The 15,633-nt window shown below is 45.6% G+C and carries 15 protein-coding genes and 1 riboswitch; of the genes, 8 read left to right on the top strand and 7 right to left on the bottom strand.

The genetic code is table 11. The annotated features are described in order from the left end of the window. Nucleotides 1-212 precede the first annotated feature (212 nt). A complete protein-coding gene (locus ABFX15_RS08125) occupies nt 213-434 on the bottom strand; it encodes a DUF378 domain-containing protein (protein ID WP_346024958.1) in 222 nt (73 codons plus the stop codon). A gap of 262 nt (nt 435-696) precedes the next feature. On the opposite strand from ABFX15_RS08125, the gene ABFX15_RS08120 reads away from it, so the two are divergent. From ABFX15_RS08120 to ABFX15_RS08100, 5 genes are all read left to right on the top strand, one after another. Continuing rightward, nucleotides 697-2,367 (top strand): formate--tetrahydrofolate ligase, encoded by a 1,671-nt coding sequence (locus ABFX15_RS08120; protein ID WP_346024957.1) that lies wholly within the window; start codon nt 697-699, stop codon nt 2,365-2,367. Nucleotides 2,368-2,378: 11 nt separating this feature from the next. Continuing rightward, entirely contained in the window at nt 2,379-3,029 is a 651-nt protein-coding gene (locus ABFX15_RS08115; protein ID WP_346024956.1) for a cyclodeaminase/cyclohydrolase family protein, read from the top strand. 79 nt (nt 3,030-3,108) lie between these two features. Next, nucleotides 3,109-3,960: a bifunctional 5,10-methylenetetrahydrofolate dehydrogenase/5,10-methenyltetrahydrofolate cyclohydrolase gene (locus ABFX15_RS08110; RefSeq protein ID WP_346024955.1), complete on the top strand. Its 852-nt coding sequence runs from the start codon at nt 3,109-3,111 to the stop codon at nt 3,958-3,960. 14 nt (nt 3,961-3,974) lie between these two features. Further along, nucleotides 3,975-4,547, top strand: a complete 573-nt coding sequence (locus ABFX15_RS08105; RefSeq protein ID WP_346024954.1) for a 5-formyltetrahydrofolate cyclo-ligase — start codon at nt 3,975-3,977, stop codon at nt 4,545-4,547. Between the two features lie 53 nt (nt 4,548-4,600). Beyond that, nucleotides 4,601-4,697: riboswitch (THF riboswitch) on the top strand. Between the two features lie 395 nt (nt 4,698-5,092). Further along, entirely contained in the window at nt 5,093-6,052 is a 960-nt protein-coding gene (locus tag ABFX15_RS08100) for a folate family ECF transporter S component (protein ID WP_346024953.1), read from the top strand. Nucleotides 6,053-6,160: 108 nt separating this feature from the next. Here ABFX15_RS08100 and ABFX15_RS08095 read toward each other — a convergent pair whose 3' ends face one another. The 6 genes from ABFX15_RS08095 to ABFX15_RS08070 all read right to left on the bottom strand — a co-directional run bounded on the left by ABFX15_RS08095 (nt 6,161) and on the right by ABFX15_RS08070 (nt 12,297). Then, nucleotides 6,161-6,580 carry a hypothetical protein gene (locus tag ABFX15_RS08095; RefSeq protein WP_346024952.1) on the bottom strand — a complete coding sequence of 140 codons (420 nt, stop codon included), beginning with the start codon at nt 6,578-6,580 and terminating at the stop codon, nt 6,161-6,163. Between the two features lie 84 nt (nt 6,581-6,664). Continuing rightward, nucleotides 6,665-7,960 carry a Y-family DNA polymerase gene (locus ABFX15_RS08090; RefSeq protein WP_346024951.1) on the bottom strand — a complete coding sequence of 432 codons (1,296 nt, stop codon included), beginning with the start codon at nt 7,958-7,960 and terminating at the stop codon, nt 6,665-6,667. Nucleotides 7,961-8,284: 324 nt separating this feature from the next. Further along, entirely contained in the window at nt 8,285-8,722 is a 438-nt protein-coding gene (locus ABFX15_RS08085) for an organic hydroperoxide resistance protein (protein ID WP_346024950.1), read from the bottom strand. Between the two features lie 93 nt (nt 8,723-8,815). Further along, the gene (yidA, locus tag ABFX15_RS08080) at nt 8,816-9,640 is read right to left on the bottom strand and encodes a sugar-phosphatase (RefSeq protein WP_346024949.1); all 825 of its coding nucleotides are present in this window, start codon (nt 9,638-9,640) and stop codon (nt 8,816-8,818) included. A gap of 380 nt (nt 9,641-10,020) precedes the next feature. Next, the gene (locus tag ABFX15_RS08075; protein ID WP_346024948.1) at nt 10,021-11,361 is read right to left on the bottom strand and encodes an HD domain-containing protein; all 1,341 of its coding nucleotides are present in this window, start codon (nt 11,359-11,361) and stop codon (nt 10,021-10,023) included. Between the two features lie 96 nt (nt 11,362-11,457). Continuing rightward, nucleotides 11,458-12,297: a lipoate--protein ligase family protein gene (locus ABFX15_RS08070; RefSeq protein ID WP_346024947.1), complete on the bottom strand. Its 840-nt coding sequence runs from the start codon at nt 12,295-12,297 to the stop codon at nt 11,458-11,460. 175 nt (nt 12,298-12,472) lie between these two features. Between ABFX15_RS08070 and ABFX15_RS08065 the strand changes: the two genes are divergently transcribed. The 3 genes from ABFX15_RS08065 (at nt 12,473) to pyrG (ending at nt 15,594) form a co-directional block, all read left to right on the top strand. Further along, a complete protein-coding gene (locus ABFX15_RS08065; RefSeq protein ID WP_346024946.1) occupies nt 12,473-12,913 on the top strand; it encodes a YwiB family protein in 441 nt (146 codons plus the stop codon). A gap of 66 nt (nt 12,914-12,979) precedes the next feature. Further along, nucleotides 12,980-13,570 carry a DNA-directed RNA polymerase subunit delta gene (rpoE, locus tag ABFX15_RS08060; RefSeq protein WP_346024945.1) on the top strand — a complete coding sequence of 197 codons (591 nt, stop codon included), beginning with the start codon at nt 12,980-12,982 and terminating at the stop codon, nt 13,568-13,570. Between the two features lie 416 nt (nt 13,571-13,986). Then, complete coding sequence (gene pyrG, locus ABFX15_RS08055; RefSeq protein ID WP_346024944.1) at nt 13,987-15,594, top strand: CTP synthase; 1,608 nt, start codon at nt 13,987-13,989, stop codon at nt 15,592-15,594. The last annotated feature ends 39 nt before the right edge of the window (nt 15,595-15,633 follow it).

Raw genomic sequence — 15,633 nt, 5'->3', positions numbered from 1 at the left:
CGCCGTATACGGAACCGTACGTACGGTGGTGTGAGAGGACGGTAAATAAATTAATTATTTACCCCCTACTCGATTGAACAGGAATCATAGGGCTGTGAGGAGATAACATCTGAGGCCTACTTAAGTCCGAAACAGGTCGAAGCTTACAATAAATGTCCGAAAAAAAAGCCCAGTCACAGGGTGATGGGCTTTCAGTCAGCTTGTCCAGAAGGTTAGCGGTCTTTCAGCCGACTGCCACCCCGGGGTGTAAAGGAATAGTACTTGAAGCACCATAAGGCACTCAAGCCGATAAGTATATAAACGATACGTGTTCCCCATTCTTCAGCATTGCCGAATAAGGTTTCTACAGCATTGAACCCGAACAAACCGATAAGTAATAGATGAATGCCGCCGATGATAAGTAATGTCAGTGCCGTGCGGTCAATTATTTTCAAAATGAGCTCCTCCTAAATGTTCTTATATTATAATCATACGAAATTTAATGAAAAATGTCGATTGTTTCTCATTGAGCAGGGAATAATTTTAACCTGCCCCTATGAAAAGGTGAAAATGGATAAAAAAAAGAAATTAAAGTGGGCTCATAAACACTCTATGTTATACTGAAAAAGTAAAATCGGAAGTGATGTGTAATCACTTCCAGAAACTTGTGTCCAGTTAAATGGATCAGTCTATCATCATCAGCAGGAGGGGTAAAAAATGGTAAAAAGTGATATCGAAATAGCTCAGTCAACAGATATGTTCCCGATTGGAGACATTGCTCAGAAATTAGGAATCGAAGACAATGCTCTTGAACATTACGGCAAGTATAAAGCGAAAGTGGATTACAGTGCACTACATAATCATGCGGGGAAAAACGGCAAGCTGATCCTGGTGACGGCTATCAATCCGACTCCAGCTGGAGAAGGGAAAACCACGACCTCTGTAGGTCTGGGAGACGCGCTTCAGAAAATTGGCAAGAAAACAGCCATTGCTCTGCGTGAACCCTCGCTTGGACCGGTTTTCGGAATCAAAGGTGGGGCTGCTGGCGGTGGATACGCTCAGGTGATTCCAATGGAAGACATCAACCTTCATTTCACAGGTGATATTCATGCCATAGGGGCTGCCAACAATCTGGTAGCGGCGATGATCGATAATCACATTTATCAGGGAAATGAACTGAATATAGATCCGAGACGCGTGACTTGGAGACGGGCAATGGACATGAATGACCGTCAGCTCCGCTCGATCGTCAGCGGAATCGGCGCTCGAACGAACGGGATGCCAAGAGAAGACGGGTTTGATATTACCGTTGCTTCTGAAATCATGGCTGTGTTGTGTCTGTCCAGTTCAATGGCTGAAATGAAAGATAAACTGAGAAACTGTCTGATCGGTTACACCTTCGATAATGAACCAGTGAAGCTGGGAGAACTTCAAGCTGAAGGAGCGGTATCGGCGCTGCTTAAAGATGCGCTCAAACCGAATTTGGTTCAGACTCTGGAACATACGCCGGTATTCATCCACGGCGGACCATTTGCCAATATCGCTCATGGCTGTAACAGTATGCTGGCCACAAAAATGGCATTGGCTCATGCAGACTATGTCGTAACCGAAGCGGGCTTCGGTGCTGATCTGGGAGCTGAAAAGTTCATCGACATCAAATGCCGCATGGGGAATATCAAACCCGATGCAGTGGTCATTGTTGCTACGATCCGTGCGCTTAAAATGCATGGGGGAGTAAAGAAAACGGATCTGGATCAGGAGAATACGCAGGCTTTGAAAAAAGGCCTACCTAACCTGCTTAAACATATAGAAAATATCCAGGAGACTTTCTCTCTTCCTGCAGTCGTTGCGATCAATGCTTTTCCTGGTGATACTCAAAATGAACTGGATGTGCTGAGGAAAGCTATTGAAGAAACGGGAAGCAAGGTTGTCCAGTCAGATGTCTGGGCCAAAGGCGGAGAAGGCGGAGTAGAACTGGTTGAAGAAGTCGTCCGAATGACCGAAGAAGAGTCTGACCTGAGCTACGCTTATGAACTGAGTGACCCGATTGAAGAAAAAATAGAGAAAATCGTCCAGTCTGTATATGGCGGAAAAGGAACGGAATGGAGCAAAAAAGCTAAGACGATGGCGAAACGTCTGGAAAAACTGGGGTATGGGGATCTGCCGATCTGTATGGCGAAAACACAGTACTCCTTGTCAGATACAGCGACTGCTTTAGGTCGCCCAACAGATTTCAATGTCAACATCAGAGATTTGACTGTGTCTGTAGGGGCGGGATTCATCGTCGTCCTGACAGGAAATATCATGCGTATGCCTGGTCTTCCGAAAGTGCCTTCTGCGGTACATGTGGATGTGGACGAAAACGGCAAAATTTCCGGACTGTTTTAGGAGGCTTAGGAATGAACGAACTGACGATTGAAGGCTATCTGACTGAACTCGGGAAGAAAGAAGGAACACCGGGAGGAGGAAGTGCCGCTGCTTACATTGCTTCAATGAGTGCTGCTCTTGTTCGCATGGTAGCAGATATTCAGAAAGACAAGAAGGCCTATGCTGATTATTCAGAAGAGATTACACAGGCTCTGGAAGCGTCACATGATTTGAGAAAAGCATTTGAACAGCTGGCAAAAGATGATGCAGTTGCTTTTGAGCCTGTTCTGATGGCATACAAGCTGCCCAAAGGTAATGAAGATGAAAAAGAAAGACGCCAGAAAGAAATTCAGAAAGCTATTAGAGGCGCTGCTCAGCCACCTCTTGAGATGCTTGAAAAAAGTCACGACTTGATCGATCTGATCGAGCAGCTGACCCGCATGAAAATGAGAGGGACAATCGTGAATGATCTGATGGTGGCGACATTGTTTATGGGGACAGTACTTGAAACAGCTGTCTTGAATGTCACGATAAATACGAAACTTCTTTCAGATAAAAATGAAAGAAATGAACTTGAGAAGAAAGCAATCGAGCGCCTGTCAACCGGTAAACAGCGAATCAGCCAGCTGCGTCAGACCATCGAATATTTTCTGGAAAAAAATGAGTGGCCGGAATCTATTTAGGGCACAATGGTGAACAGGGCATGGGGAGAAACGTGCTGTTCACCTGTTTATTATCAATCATTAAAGACGGAGGGACTTTATGACTAAAGAATTGAAAGGCAGACCTGTAGCAAAGGCATTACTGGAACGGACCGTGAAAACGGTGGAAGACCTTAAGAAAATTGACTGCTATCCGACTTTGTCCATTGTAAGAGTAGGAGACGATAAATCATCCATTTCTTATGAGAATGCGGCGATAAAGACTATGCAGCAGTCTGGTATTGCAGTGGAGCCTGTCGTTTTTAAAGAAACAGCAGATGCCGAAGAGGTCCTTCAATCGATAGAGGCACTCAACCAGAAAGCTGATATTCATGGGATATTGGTCATGCAGCCGCTGCCGGACACTTTGGCCCGCAATGACATTGCGCGTTGCCTTAACCCAAATAAGGACATCGATGGACTGACACCTGAAAACCTTGGTCGGGTAGTGGAAAATGATCCGACCACTCTCGTCCCGAGCACGCCTAAAGCAGTCATGGCTTTACTTGAATTTTATGGAATAGAAGTTGAAGGAAAAGATGTCTGCGTCATCGGGAGCAGTCCGGTCGTCGGCAAACCCTTGTCCATTATGCTGCTGAATGAAGAAGCGACTGTTTCGAATGTTCACGTAAAGACGAAGGATATCAAGCATTATACGTGCCAGGCGGATATCGTGATTTCAGCGACAGGTGTTGTTGAACTGATAAAAGCAGAACACATCAAGGAAGGCGCCATAGTCATTGATGTAGGCTTCGGATATAAAGACGGCAAGCCTGTGGGTGATGTCAGCTATGATGATGTGTATGAAAAAGCTGGAGCGATCACCCCCGTACCTGGGGGAGTCGGGTCAATCACGACCGCGATACTGGCTGAACAAGTCGCTCAAGCTGCATGGAATCAGCGTTCGGATTAAAGGAGGAAGAAAGTATGGGGAAAGAAGACTTACGAAAAGGAATGCTCCTCTCTCTTGAAAAAATCGGCTGGCTCGAAAGAAACCGTACGGAAAACGATCTGCACGATCACTTGTTTGAGTCGGACTTATGGAAGAATGCTGTCTCCATCGGTGTGACTGTTTCAAGCGATCGGGAGTGGGACACACGAACGATTATTGAACGGGCCTGGGACGAAGGGAAGACGGTCTGTGTGCCGAAATCGATTCACGAAACAAAAGATCTCCATTTTTATGAAATCAGTTCGTTCAGACAACTGGAAAAAGGGTACTTCGGACTTGAAGAACCCTTACCGGAAAAGACCACTCGTCGTGAACCGGAAGACTTGGATCTGATGATCGTTCCCGGCCTGATTTTTACATCGGCGGGCTACCGCATCGGATACGGGGGCGGATATTTTGACCGGTTACTTGCTGGTTTCAACAAGCCTACTGTCTCGCTGCTTCATTCCAATCAGATCGTCGAATCTTTTCCGATTGAAGCACATGATGTGCCGGTAGACTTTCTGATAACCGAGCAGGGGTTGAAGAAAACTGGACTTGATCAGTAAATTATCGTCACCCTATTGAAGATATCGGGCAAGTCGCTTATAATAGAAAAGGAAAAAGAGTAAGAGGAAAACGTTAAGTGCTGGGTGGATGGGATGTTGCCTCCAGACGAAGAAACGGTAGTTTTGCGATTTTTCTCTGCATCCGCTTGAAAACTGAATAGTTTTTTAGTGAGGACTCTTTAATTTTACTGGGGCTGCCGTACTCAGTTTAATGCCCTTTTTCAGTCTGTTGAAAAGTACAAGTTCCGTGTAGTAGCTGATACTATCTAGCTACACGTACCAGCCTCTCGAGAAAAAGATAAATTTACCCATTGCGCAGGATGCTCTTCTGCCGCATACTCTGTCTCTACGCATTAAAATGCTAGAGTCACAGCAATTCGGGGCAAATTTCCACTACTCGCTATCGCTCCGGCGATCTCTAGTATATCTGTAAGAGCTGAAGCTCAAACAGATACTAAGGTATTTTCTTGTCGAGGCTGAACGGCACGTGAAGCTTTTTTTATTCGTTGGCTGAAAGAGAACTAAAATTAAAGGAGATCTTCGATATGACTGCAACACCACATACTGGCAGACGCCAGAACAAATGGTTCCACTATGGGTTTATCGGTCTGGCTGGACCTTTATGCCTGGCTTTTCTCATTCCTTTCGCACGTTCACAAAGCGGAATGGGTGGACTCAATCAGCTGCTTGACGGAACTGGAGATCTGCAGACGATTCTGACAGACATGCTCTTCCTTGCATTCTTTACAGGACTGCTACTGCTGATCAGTGTGGCCGTATCCGGACGGCTGGAAGAAGAAAGTATGCTGATCAGTCTGCTTCTCGGCCTCCTGGTTACAGGTGCACCTTTTCTGCTTTTCCTCCAAAGAGAACTGCTTCAGACCAATCTAGTTTATGAAGACAATGGCCTTATTTACGGCATCGCCTTCTTATACTATATCTGGCTGCTGGTTTTCCGGGCTGTCCGCTTATCCAGGTGGACAATGAAGAACCGGACATTAGGCATTGCCATTGTTGGCCTACTGGTCGCAATGAATATTACGCTCGGGATGGTAGGCGTTACGACACCAGTGGTCCGTATTACGTTCGCTTTCCTGCCAACCGCTTTGATCGGGATGCTTTTCGGACCATGGATAGGCGGATTTGGGGCAGTCATGGCTGATATTTTAGGTTTTATCATCGGTCCGGGTGTCGGTGGATTCTTCCCTGGATTTACCTTGTCAGCCTTTCTGACAGGACTTATTTACGGGCTGTTTCTTAACAAACGTGACGTGACTTTGAAACGGATCATAATGGCTGAAGTGCTGATTGCTCTGTTTGTCAACCTGACATTGAATACAATCTGGATTCATATTCTGACTCAAAATCCGATTGCTGTTCTTCTGCCGCCTCGACTTATTCAGAATGCTGTCATGGTCGTTGTGCGCATTGCCACTGTACGATTCTTTGCCGGCAATAAACAGATGAAAAAGATTTATGCTAAATTCTCTACGGCACGGCATTAAATAAGGCATTTGTACTGTCACTAACATTGAATATTATGAAATCAGATATCAGTACCCTTCTGGATGAAATGAAGACAGCCTTCTTTCATCCAGAAGGGCTTTTTTCGTTCAGTAAGAAACTGGCTGCCGCTGGTATTTTTCAAACCAGGAAGCAGCATCGATCCAGCTGATGTGTCTGATATCTTCCAGTCGGATCTGTCTGATTGAGCGGTCGCGACGTTCAATAAATACGATGGAGCCTTTAAAACCTTTTACAAGCCCTTCCGTATCGGGAAGGTAGTTCCCGTCTTTTATCATATCGAGCTGAATGGCCAATGGCTTTTTTGATGTATAGCTTTTATAAAGAGAGGCGCTGATGTCTTCGAGTGGCTGATTCTCTTTTGGAACGATCACGGCTGACTGGCTGGCCTTTTTCTGCTTTTTCAGTGCTTCAGCATGGTCAGACAGCATCATGCCCATCCATTTCATTTTTCCCCGATCCTTGTACCCCAAAGCATCAGGGGACAGTTTGATTACATCTTCCTGCATGTTGATCAGCTCCTTTCGTTTTAGTTTTTAAGTATGAATTTAACTCTTTTCTGCCTGCTCTTTGAGGCATGTACAGAAAGCAGTTTATTTCTGAGTACCTGATCGATGACCGCCAAGAAGCTTGGACCGGTACATTGCCATCCCGCCGCTGGTCAGGCTGCTGGCGTGAAGTAGAGAAGTGTAGCCATATTTATGTCTGATGGAGTCGATCGTCTGATCCAGATCCTCCTGGTTGATCAGCTTTTCAGCGGAATCGAATAATGAAAGCTGAAGGGCGGACTTCGGTTCGATTTTCCCGAAGGTGACATTGACCACCCGGACAGGAAGGGATCTGTAGTGACGATGGAAGAGAATCAGGAGCCCTTCAATGATTTTTTTAGATGAGTCTGTTTTTTCAATCGGCAGCTGGTGACTGAAGCCGCGGTCCATGACATCTTTTGAGTAACCGATACTCAGTTTCACCAGTCCAGTCGTCAGATAATGTCTGCGCAGGCGCCCGGCATTCTCTTCAGCCATTTCACGTATCACAATTTCCACTTCATGCTTTACGGTGTAATCTCTGTTCAAAATCTGATTTTTACTGAAAGAGGTCTCTTTAGGTGTGAATGTATCAGACAGTCGGGTCCGGTCGATGCCGTGGGAGTGAAAGAAGAGCTGCTCACCAATGACTCCAAACCGTTTCTTCAGTTTTCTGACATCAGCCTGTGACAAGTCATGGATTGAACGGATACCGATTCGCTCGAGATGTTTCTCCGTTTTTGATCCGATCCCCCAGAAATCTTTTAAGGGAGAAATTTTCCATACCGTATCCTGCACATCATCATAATGCCAGGCTGCGATAAAATTGCTTTTCTGATCGTGTTTAGCCGCATGGTCCAGAGCGAGCTTGGCCAGAAGAGGGTTGTCTCCGATACCTACAGTGACGACTAGCTTCATTTCTTTCCATACGAGATACTGGATGCGCTTGGCTATATCTTCAGTACTGCCGAACAATCTGTGGGAACGTGTCACATCCAGAAAAGATTCATCGATACTGTAGACATGAAGGTCTTCGTCCGAAACAAAGCGTTTGAAAATGTTCACGATGTCCAAGTTTTTTTCTAAGTATAAGGCCATTCGGGGTTCAACTATGTCGATCGACGCATCTTTTGGGATTTCATATACCCGCGTCCCTGTTTTGATTCCGTAAAGTTTTTTGACCATGGGGGAAGAAGCCAGTACCAGTCCACCATGATTGTCCGGCTTACTGACAACGGCAACTTTGGCCTTGAGGGGGTGTTCCTTTCTCTCAACTGCTTCAACCGAGGCAAAAAAAGACTTTACATCGATACATAATATATCTCTACGTGGCTCTCTGGAGTAATCCATTATTTGAAGCATGGCAAGGACCTCCTTTAAGGGAATGTATGTTTGTTTTAATTATAGGAACATATATTCGTTTCGTCAAGGGGAACGCGTGGGTAGTGAGATGATGAAGGTGCTTCAAGTCAGGTGAAAGGGCTCTGAAAAGAGGAAGGGGTAAGGATTTGGCCTTTCTATATTTGTATTTAAAAAAGGAGAGCGGAAGATCGAGTGAAGCGAGCCGAAAACAGCGAGTCTCACATCTTTCAGCCCAGTTGATTCCTTTAAGAGACATCATCAGAACAGAAAAAAGAGCCGTCCATCAAAATTGATGGATCGGCTCTTTTCGATACAGGAGTGAGTTTATTTTCCGTCTACATATGGCACAGCTTTGACTGTGGCTTCGATATTTCCCTTAGTAGCTTTTGAGTAAGGACAGAAGGCGTGCGCCTTATCTGCAAGTTTCTGGGCCTGTTCTTCATACATGTCTTCAACACCGACTTCGATTTCTACTCCTAATTTAAATCCGCCATCATCGGGGTCTTTCATCAAGTGAACAGTCAAGGTGACTTGAGATTTGTTGTCGATCTTCTCTTCTTTTTTATAGTGATCCAGGGCAGCGTGGAAACAAGCACTATAACCTAAAGCAAACAGCTGCTCAGGATTAGTTCCGTCTCCAGATCCACCCATTTCTTTAGGCGTATCGACCTGCACCTCATATGAACGATCAGGTGTGTGACTTTCTCCTTCTCGCGCTCCTGTATTGACTGCGGCTGTAGTGTAAACAACTTTATCTGGCATAGTTAAAACGCTCCTTTTCTATAGTCTACTATCAGCATAGCACTAAAAAAAAGAAAGGCTAAATGATAGCCTTTCATTAATATATATCAAATTTTAAGATACGCAAGTTTCGAGAACAAAGGTTTCAAGTGCCTGTGCTACGCCGTTCTCACGGTTGGAAGCTGTGATATGGTCGGCAACGGCCTTGACTTCATCACGCGCATTGTCCATCGCCACACCAATTCCGGCCCATTCGATCATATCCACATCATTTCCCCCGTCGCCGAGAGCCATGACGGATTCACGTGGAATATTCAGTAGTTCAGCCAGATCTTTAACGGCGGTTCCTTTGCTGGCCTGTTTGTTCAGGACTTCAAGGAAGAAAGGTTCGCTGCGAAGGATTGTATACTTATCCCATAAGGATTTAGGAAGACGGGAAATTGCCGCTTCCAGAACAGGTTCTTTGTCGATCATCATCATTTTATTGTAGATAACAGATGGATCCATGTCTTCAGGCTTACGGTAAAACAGCGGCAGGCCTATAAGGTAGGCTTCACGGACAGAATATTCGCTAATGTCGCTGTTCGGTGTAAAGATTCCTTCATTGTGGATAGCATGGAAATGTGAACCGGCTTCTTGAGCAGCTGCCTGCAAGGTAAGGTAATCGTCATGATCCATCATATGTCTGACGACTACTTTTCCGGATTTGACTTCCTGTACCAGTCCGCCGTTATAAGTGATGACATAATCATCATCAGCGCTCAGATCCAGTTCTTTCAAAAAGGCTGTGGCGCCTGGGAAAGGACGTCCGGTGCAGATCACGATTTTGACGCCGGCCTGTCGGGCAGCCTGAATAGCCTGCTTCACCTCTGGACTGATTTTATGTTCTTCATTCAATAATGTGCCATCCAGATCAATGGCAACTAATTTGATCGTCATGCCTGTTCTCCATTCTTTGCTTCAATGTATTTTTTTAATTGAAAGTGTTAAAGTATAAGTTTAGTGCATTAATTAATACTGTCTAGCTTAACTACTCCCGTTGGTCGGTCGATCACAACAATAGTTGTACGTGCTGAAGCACTACAACTTGTAAGGACGTACCAGCCTCTCGAGAAAAAGATAAATTTACCCATTGCGCAGGATGCTCTTCTTCCGCATACTCTGTCTCTACGCATTGAAATGCTAGAGTCACAGCAATTCAGGGTAAATTCCCTCTACTCCCACCGGTCGGACGATCTCAAGTATATCTGTAAGAGCTGAAGCTCAAACAGATACTAAGGTATTTTCTTGTCGAGGCTGAACGGCACGTGAAGCTTTTCTCATGTTTCATTAGGGTGGATGATTGCTCCGTTGACAATGTGGCGCTGGAACGCATCGTATTCCTCCTGAAACATATTAATGTTATCGCTTTGTTCTTCCAGAAATTCTTTCGGGACATACAGGCGGTGGTCGCCGTGCAGGTTCCCGCTCAGTGTCTTGACTATGGAACTGACCTTGCTGAGTTCGACAAGTGTCCCATCCGACTGCATAAGATGAATCGGTGTCTTGTTTTTCAATTTATAGTCATACGGCAGATCAGAGCTGCTATTGGTCATAGTATAGAGGTTCTTATCGTATGTCAAGTGCCCGACTATATCCCTCAGAGTCTCCACCACATCATCGTCTTTTCCGTCGATATACGTAACTGATTTCAGCGGTTTGCGGTGAAGGAACATTTTAGACAGTTCGCTCAAGTAGGCATCATCACTTTCAGTCCATAAAATAATGGCCGTCTGAAGTACGCCGTCGTCCAGTTTCAGATAGTCGTCCAGAGTCGGGTCTTCTTCGAAAAACGGATCGAGAAGGTCGAACGCCGGATACAGCTCCTGATCTTTATAGAGCTGTTTGGCCCGGTAGAGAAGACGGTCGAGAGTGACTTCCATTCCCCGAGATGCCGGGTGGAAATACACCTGCATATACATCTGGAAACGACTCACGATATAGTCTTCCACCGCATGCATGCCCTGATACTGGAAAGCAATGCCGTCTTTATAGGGACGGATCACTCTGAGGATGCGGGACAGATCGAAGGCGCCGTATGTGGCACCGGTGAAAAAGGCGTCTCTCTGCAGATAATCCATCCGGTCCGCATCGATCTGGCTGGAGATCAGCTGAACGACTTGAGGATTCGGATGCTGCTTGGTAATGACACTGGCCACCTGGTTCGGAAAGTCGTGAGATACGCGCTTAAGGATCGTATTGACTTCCGTTCCCTCGGACAAAATAATATCCGTCGTCAGAGACTCGTGGTCCGTATTGAAGATTTTTTCGAATGTATGGGAAAAGGGGCCGTGCCCGACATCATGCAGTAGAGCTGCGCATAAGGTGACGAGGCGCATGGAACAGTCCCAGTCATCCGGGTAGTTGCGCTCGAACATATCCACTATCCGCCGGGATAATTCATAAACGCCCAGAGAATGGGAAAAACGGGAATGCTCCGCACCATGAAAGGTGAACTGGGCGGTCCCGAGCTGTTTGATCCGACGCAGACGCTGAAATTCCTTGGTGTCGATCAGATCTAAAATCAGTTTGTGTCGGACATGAATGTAGTCGTGCACAGGATCTTTAAATACTTTTTCAATAGGCAGGCGGTCCTGCTTTTCAAATGAGTCGATACACATAGTTGTCGGTTCTACTCCATCTTCTTCTATTTAACAAGAAGGTGCTGTGTGAAGTAGACCATTCCTTCCTCTCTTAGCCTCAAGCACTGAGGGGGATCAAGGTAGTAATTTGTCATTTCGGGTGATCATTTTCTGAAGGCCTTCGTCGTAAGCAGAGGCGATGGATGCTGTCATATCGCCCTGAACCAGTGTGACACCGGCCTGAGTAAATACAGAAAGCAGATGCTGCTTTGTTTCCTCAATAGTTAAGGAAACACCGAGTGCATCTTCCAGCGTCGTCATCACGTTCGGATTCACAGCAGGAAAGCTCCATCTGGTTTCGGATCCGTCCAGACCTTTGGTATAGAACTCGCGGATCATCTCTGCCCGATGGGTCTGGTCCCCGGATACACTGAGGTAAATCATTACAGCGATTCCGCCTCTGATCCGTCGCTGGGCAATACCGGCAATTTTTCTCCCCTCGATACTTAAATCGAATTCACCCGGGCAGTAAGAGTCTGCAATTTCATACGCATCGACCGTTTTGTTATAGCGAGAAAAGGCCGTCTGAACGACTTGATGCATTCGGGAATAGGCCTCGTCGATGGACAGTCGCTCTTCGCCTTCAGGAAAGATCATGGAAAAGTTCAGCACTCCGCCATCACTCACAACAGCTAGTCCACCTGAGTTTCGGACCAGATAGTCGTAGCCGCCGGACGCAAAAGCTGTCAGGGCATCGCTAAGGAATGGAAGCTTGGTATCCATCATTCCTAAAATGATCAGCGGATCAGTCTGCCAAAAGTGCAGGATGGGCTGCTTCTTTTCTCCCGCTTCTTTGATAAAGGCATCCGTCAGCGCAAAAGGAGCGAAGCGGTGATTTGAATAATCAGCCGGCAACTTATCATAAAGCAGAAAAGGCTGTGTGTAAGCATTAAAATAAGAATGGGTTTCAGTCATAATGTCCGTCCTTCATGTTATCTCATTAATTATTTCATCGTCAGTTTCTTTCAGTATACCAAAAATCAACGGGGTTAGGATACAGGAGTCGAATATAGAATGAGACGCCGAATATGATTTATGATAAACTGTATAGGACAGACAATCAAAAGAGAATAAGGAAGGGGTAGTGCTTGTGCCTTCAAGAGATTTAAAAAACGGTCTGCCGGCCGAAGTGAAAATGGAAACATCCTATATACAGAATGGAGAAACGCATCAGCATTCGTTCGAAGAAAAAGGACGAGTCGTGTACATGAATAACAGTTACTACATTCGATTTGAAGAAACGCATGAGGAAGCAACAGTTCCAGTGACGGTCAAAATCAATCCTGACGGAGTAGTGAATCTGATCAGAAATGGTGAGCGGACGATGCGTCTGACCTTCAACAGTGACAGACATACAGAAACCAACTACGCCACACCCGTGGGAATCATTCCGCTACAGGTACTGACCGACGATTTGAGAGTTAGCTATTATGACCGCCCGTTTTCCGGAAGAGTCTATATCGATTATAAACTGCATGCAAATGGACAAAAACTAGGGGAGTATCAAATTAGATTGCGTTTTACAACGTAATCATGTAGTATAAATTAGTTGAAGAGAAAGTTTAATGAAACCGATGAGAGAAAGGACGTTACAGTCGTGGAATTAAATCAATTTAAAGGCCAGGCAAAAGACGAACTGGCTATGGTAGATGTGGCTCATGCCATCCTTGAAACAACTGGACAAGTGACTGATTTCAATGACCTGCTGTCAGAAGTGGCAGACTATCTGGAGCTGGATGATGAAACATTGGAACGTGAAATGATTCAGTTTTATACTGATTTGAATGTAGACGGACGATTCATTTCCTTAGGCGACAACCGCTGGGGTCTACGTGCGTGGTACCCTGTCGACTCGATCGATGAAGAAATTACGCATGATAACGATGCAGAGGACGAACGACCGCGCCGCAGAAGTCGTACCGGATTTGACCAGGCTTATGATGACGAAGAAGTCGAAGAAGTCGAAGAAGTCGAAGAAGACGAAGAAGAGGAAGAAACCATCAAGTATGGGGACCGCGTCGAAGTCGATGAGCATGGTGTCATGGTCGATGACGAAGATGAAGAAGACCTTGGAGAATACAAAGACGATCTTGATGATCTTGGCGATGAAGACGAGGACAGCGAAGAGCTGAAAGGCCTGAACATCGTTGATGATGAAGATGTGCTTGAAGACGAGGAAGACGAATAAGAATAGAGATGGGCTAATTGATAACCGAGCCTGTCGGAAAAAGCTGACCATCCGTCTATCGGGGTCAGCTTTTTTGATGCGTAAAAATTCGTAGATTAATAGGCGAGATCGAATAAAGCGTCTGCAGAATAAAAGTGTAAAAGGGCATCGATATGGCGGACGGATGGTTCCGGTGATCATTAATTCCGCTGCTCTACTCAAATGGGGAAACTGACAGAATTCGCACTTGACTTACAGCAATTAGGTCTTTAAACTATTTATTGGGCACCCTACGTACATGTTATGTATATGAAGGGTCAACAAGACAGAATGTAAGACAGTTCAACGCTCCCTATTTCATTTATTAAATGGAATAGGGAGTTTTCTGTTTTTTGAGACATTTTGCCTTTCCTTAAAAGAATTATGGAGGGAGTACTATGACAAAGTATATTTTTGTAACAGGCGGAGTGGTATCGTCAATCGGAAAAGGTATCGCGGCAGCATCTCTTGGCCGACTGTTGAAAAATAGAGGACTGAAAGTAACGATTCAGAAATTTGATCCTTATATCAATGTGGATCCAGGAACGATGAGTCCGTATCAGCATGGAGAAGTGTTTGTAACGGATGATGGCGCTGAAACGGATCTGGATCTGGGGCATTACGAGCGGTTCATCGACATCAATTTGAACCAGTATTCAAATGTCACGACAGGGAAAGTCTATTCTGAAGTGATCAACAAAGAACGTCGCGGTGATTATCTGGGCGGAACGGTTCAGGTCATTCCGCACATTACAGATGAAATCAAGAAAAAGATCATGCGTGCGGCACAAACGACCGATTCGGACGTGATCATCACTGAAGTTGGTGGAACAGTAGGAGACATCGAGTCATTGCCTTTCCTTGAAGCTCTGCGTCAGATGAAAAGTGACGTCGGGTCCGACAATGTCATGTATCTGCATACGACACTGATTCCATACCTTAAAGCGGCAGGTGAAATGAAAACCAAGCCGACCCAGCACAGCGTAAAAGAACTTCGAAGCCTTGGAATCCAGCCAAACGTGCTGATCGTCCGCTCGGAATATCCGGTTGAGCAGCATACGAAAGATAAACTCGCATCCTTCACCGATGTGGATTCCAAAGCGGTCATCGAATCTTTGGATGTCGATACGCTTTATTCAATCCCGTTGAACTTACAGAAACAGGGACTGGATCAGATTGTAGTCGATCATCTGAAACTGGATGTGCCGGAAGCGGATATGACTGAATGGAAAGCGCTAGAAGAGAAAGTGCTGAACCTGAAGACGTCTACTCGAATTGCTATTGTAGGGAAATATGTGGAACTGCCGGATGCATATTTGTCCGTAGTTGAAGCACTGAAGCATGCCGGCTATGCTGCAGATTCGGATATCAACATCAAATGGGTCAATGCAGAAAAACTGTCTCCAGAAGAATTGGTCAGAGAACTGGATGATGTGGACGGCATCCTCGTACCGGGTGGATTCGGAGAACGCGGTCTGGAAGGGAAAATGCTGGCGATTCGATATGCACGGGAAAACAGGATTCCATTCTTCGGTATCTGTCTTGGCATGCAGCTGGCAGCTGTGGAATTTGCCCGTAACGTAGCCAAGCTTGATGGGGCTGGATCTGCGGAAGTCAATCCTGACATTGAACACAACATCATTGACTTGATGCCGGATCAGAAGAATGTGACGGATATGGGTGGAACACTGAGACTGGGTCTATACCCATGTCAATTGCAGCCGGGTACAGTGACCGCGGAGGCCTATGACAATCAGGAAGTCGTTCAGGAGCGTCACCGTCACCGTTATGAATTTAACAATAGCTACCGTGGACTGCTTGAAGAAAAAGGACTGATTTTCTCTGGTGTTTCTCCAGACAACAAACTGGTGGAGATCATCGAAGTGGCCGATCACCCTTATTTCGTCGGCTGCCAGTTCCATCCGGAATTCATTTCCAGACCGAACAGACCTCAGCCGTTGTTCAAAGCCTTTATTGAAAAGTCATTAGAAAACAAGAATAGATAAATGATAATGAGGCTGGATTTATGAAAGAAATTGAAAATA

The sequence above is a fragment of the Alkalibacterium indicireducens genome (assembly GCF_039522005.1).
Lineage (GTDB): Bacteria > Bacillota > Bacilli > Lactobacillales > Carnobacteriaceae_A > Alkalibacterium > Alkalibacterium indicireducens.
This window is presented reverse-complemented; position numbering and strand designations above follow the sequence as displayed.

What these genes read in the sequence shown, in the direction of transcription:
- ABFX15_RS08075 (WP_346024948.1), bottom strand. Translation starts at nt 11,361, where the DNA reads ATGTGTATCGACTCATTTGAAAAGCAGGACCGCCTGCCTATTGAAAAA.
- ABFX15_RS08095 (WP_346024952.1), bottom strand. Translation starts at nt 6,580, where the DNA reads ATGCAGGAAGATGTAATCAAACTGTCCCCTGATGCTTTGGGGTACAAG.
- ABFX15_RS08120 (WP_346024957.1), top strand. Translation starts at nt 697, where the DNA reads ATGGTAAAAAGTGATATCGAAATAGCTCAGTCAACAGATATGTTCCCG.
- ABFX15_RS08105 (WP_346024954.1), top strand. Translation starts at nt 3,975, where the DNA reads ATGGGGAAAGAAGACTTACGAAAAGGAATGCTCCTCTCTCTTGAAAAA.
- yidA (WP_346024949.1), bottom strand. Translation starts at nt 9,640, where the DNA reads ATGACGATCAAATTAGTTGCCATTGATCTGGATGGCACATTATTGAAT.
- ABFX15_RS08110 (WP_346024955.1), top strand. Translation starts at nt 3,109, where the DNA reads ATGACTAAAGAATTGAAAGGCAGACCTGTAGCAAAGGCATTACTGGAA.
- ABFX15_RS08115 (WP_346024956.1), top strand. Translation starts at nt 2,379, where the DNA reads ATGAACGAACTGACGATTGAAGGCTATCTGACTGAACTCGGGAAGAAA.
- ABFX15_RS08100 (WP_346024953.1), top strand. Translation starts at nt 5,093, where the DNA reads ATGACTGCAACACCACATACTGGCAGACGCCAGAACAAATGGTTCCAC.
- ABFX15_RS08085 (WP_346024950.1), bottom strand. Translation starts at nt 8,722, where the DNA reads ATGCCAGATAAAGTTGTTTACACTACAGCCGCAGTCAATACAGGAGCG.
- pyrG (WP_346024944.1), top strand. Translation starts at nt 13,987, where the DNA reads ATGACAAAGTATATTTTTGTAACAGGCGGAGTGGTATCGTCAATCGGA.
- ABFX15_RS08070 (WP_346024947.1), bottom strand. Translation starts at nt 12,297, where the DNA reads ATGACTGAAACCCATTCTTATTTTAATGCTTACACACAGCCTTTTCTG.
- ABFX15_RS08090 (WP_346024951.1), bottom strand. Translation starts at nt 7,960, where the DNA reads ATGCTTCAAATAATGGATTACTCCAGAGAGCCACGTAGAGATATATTA.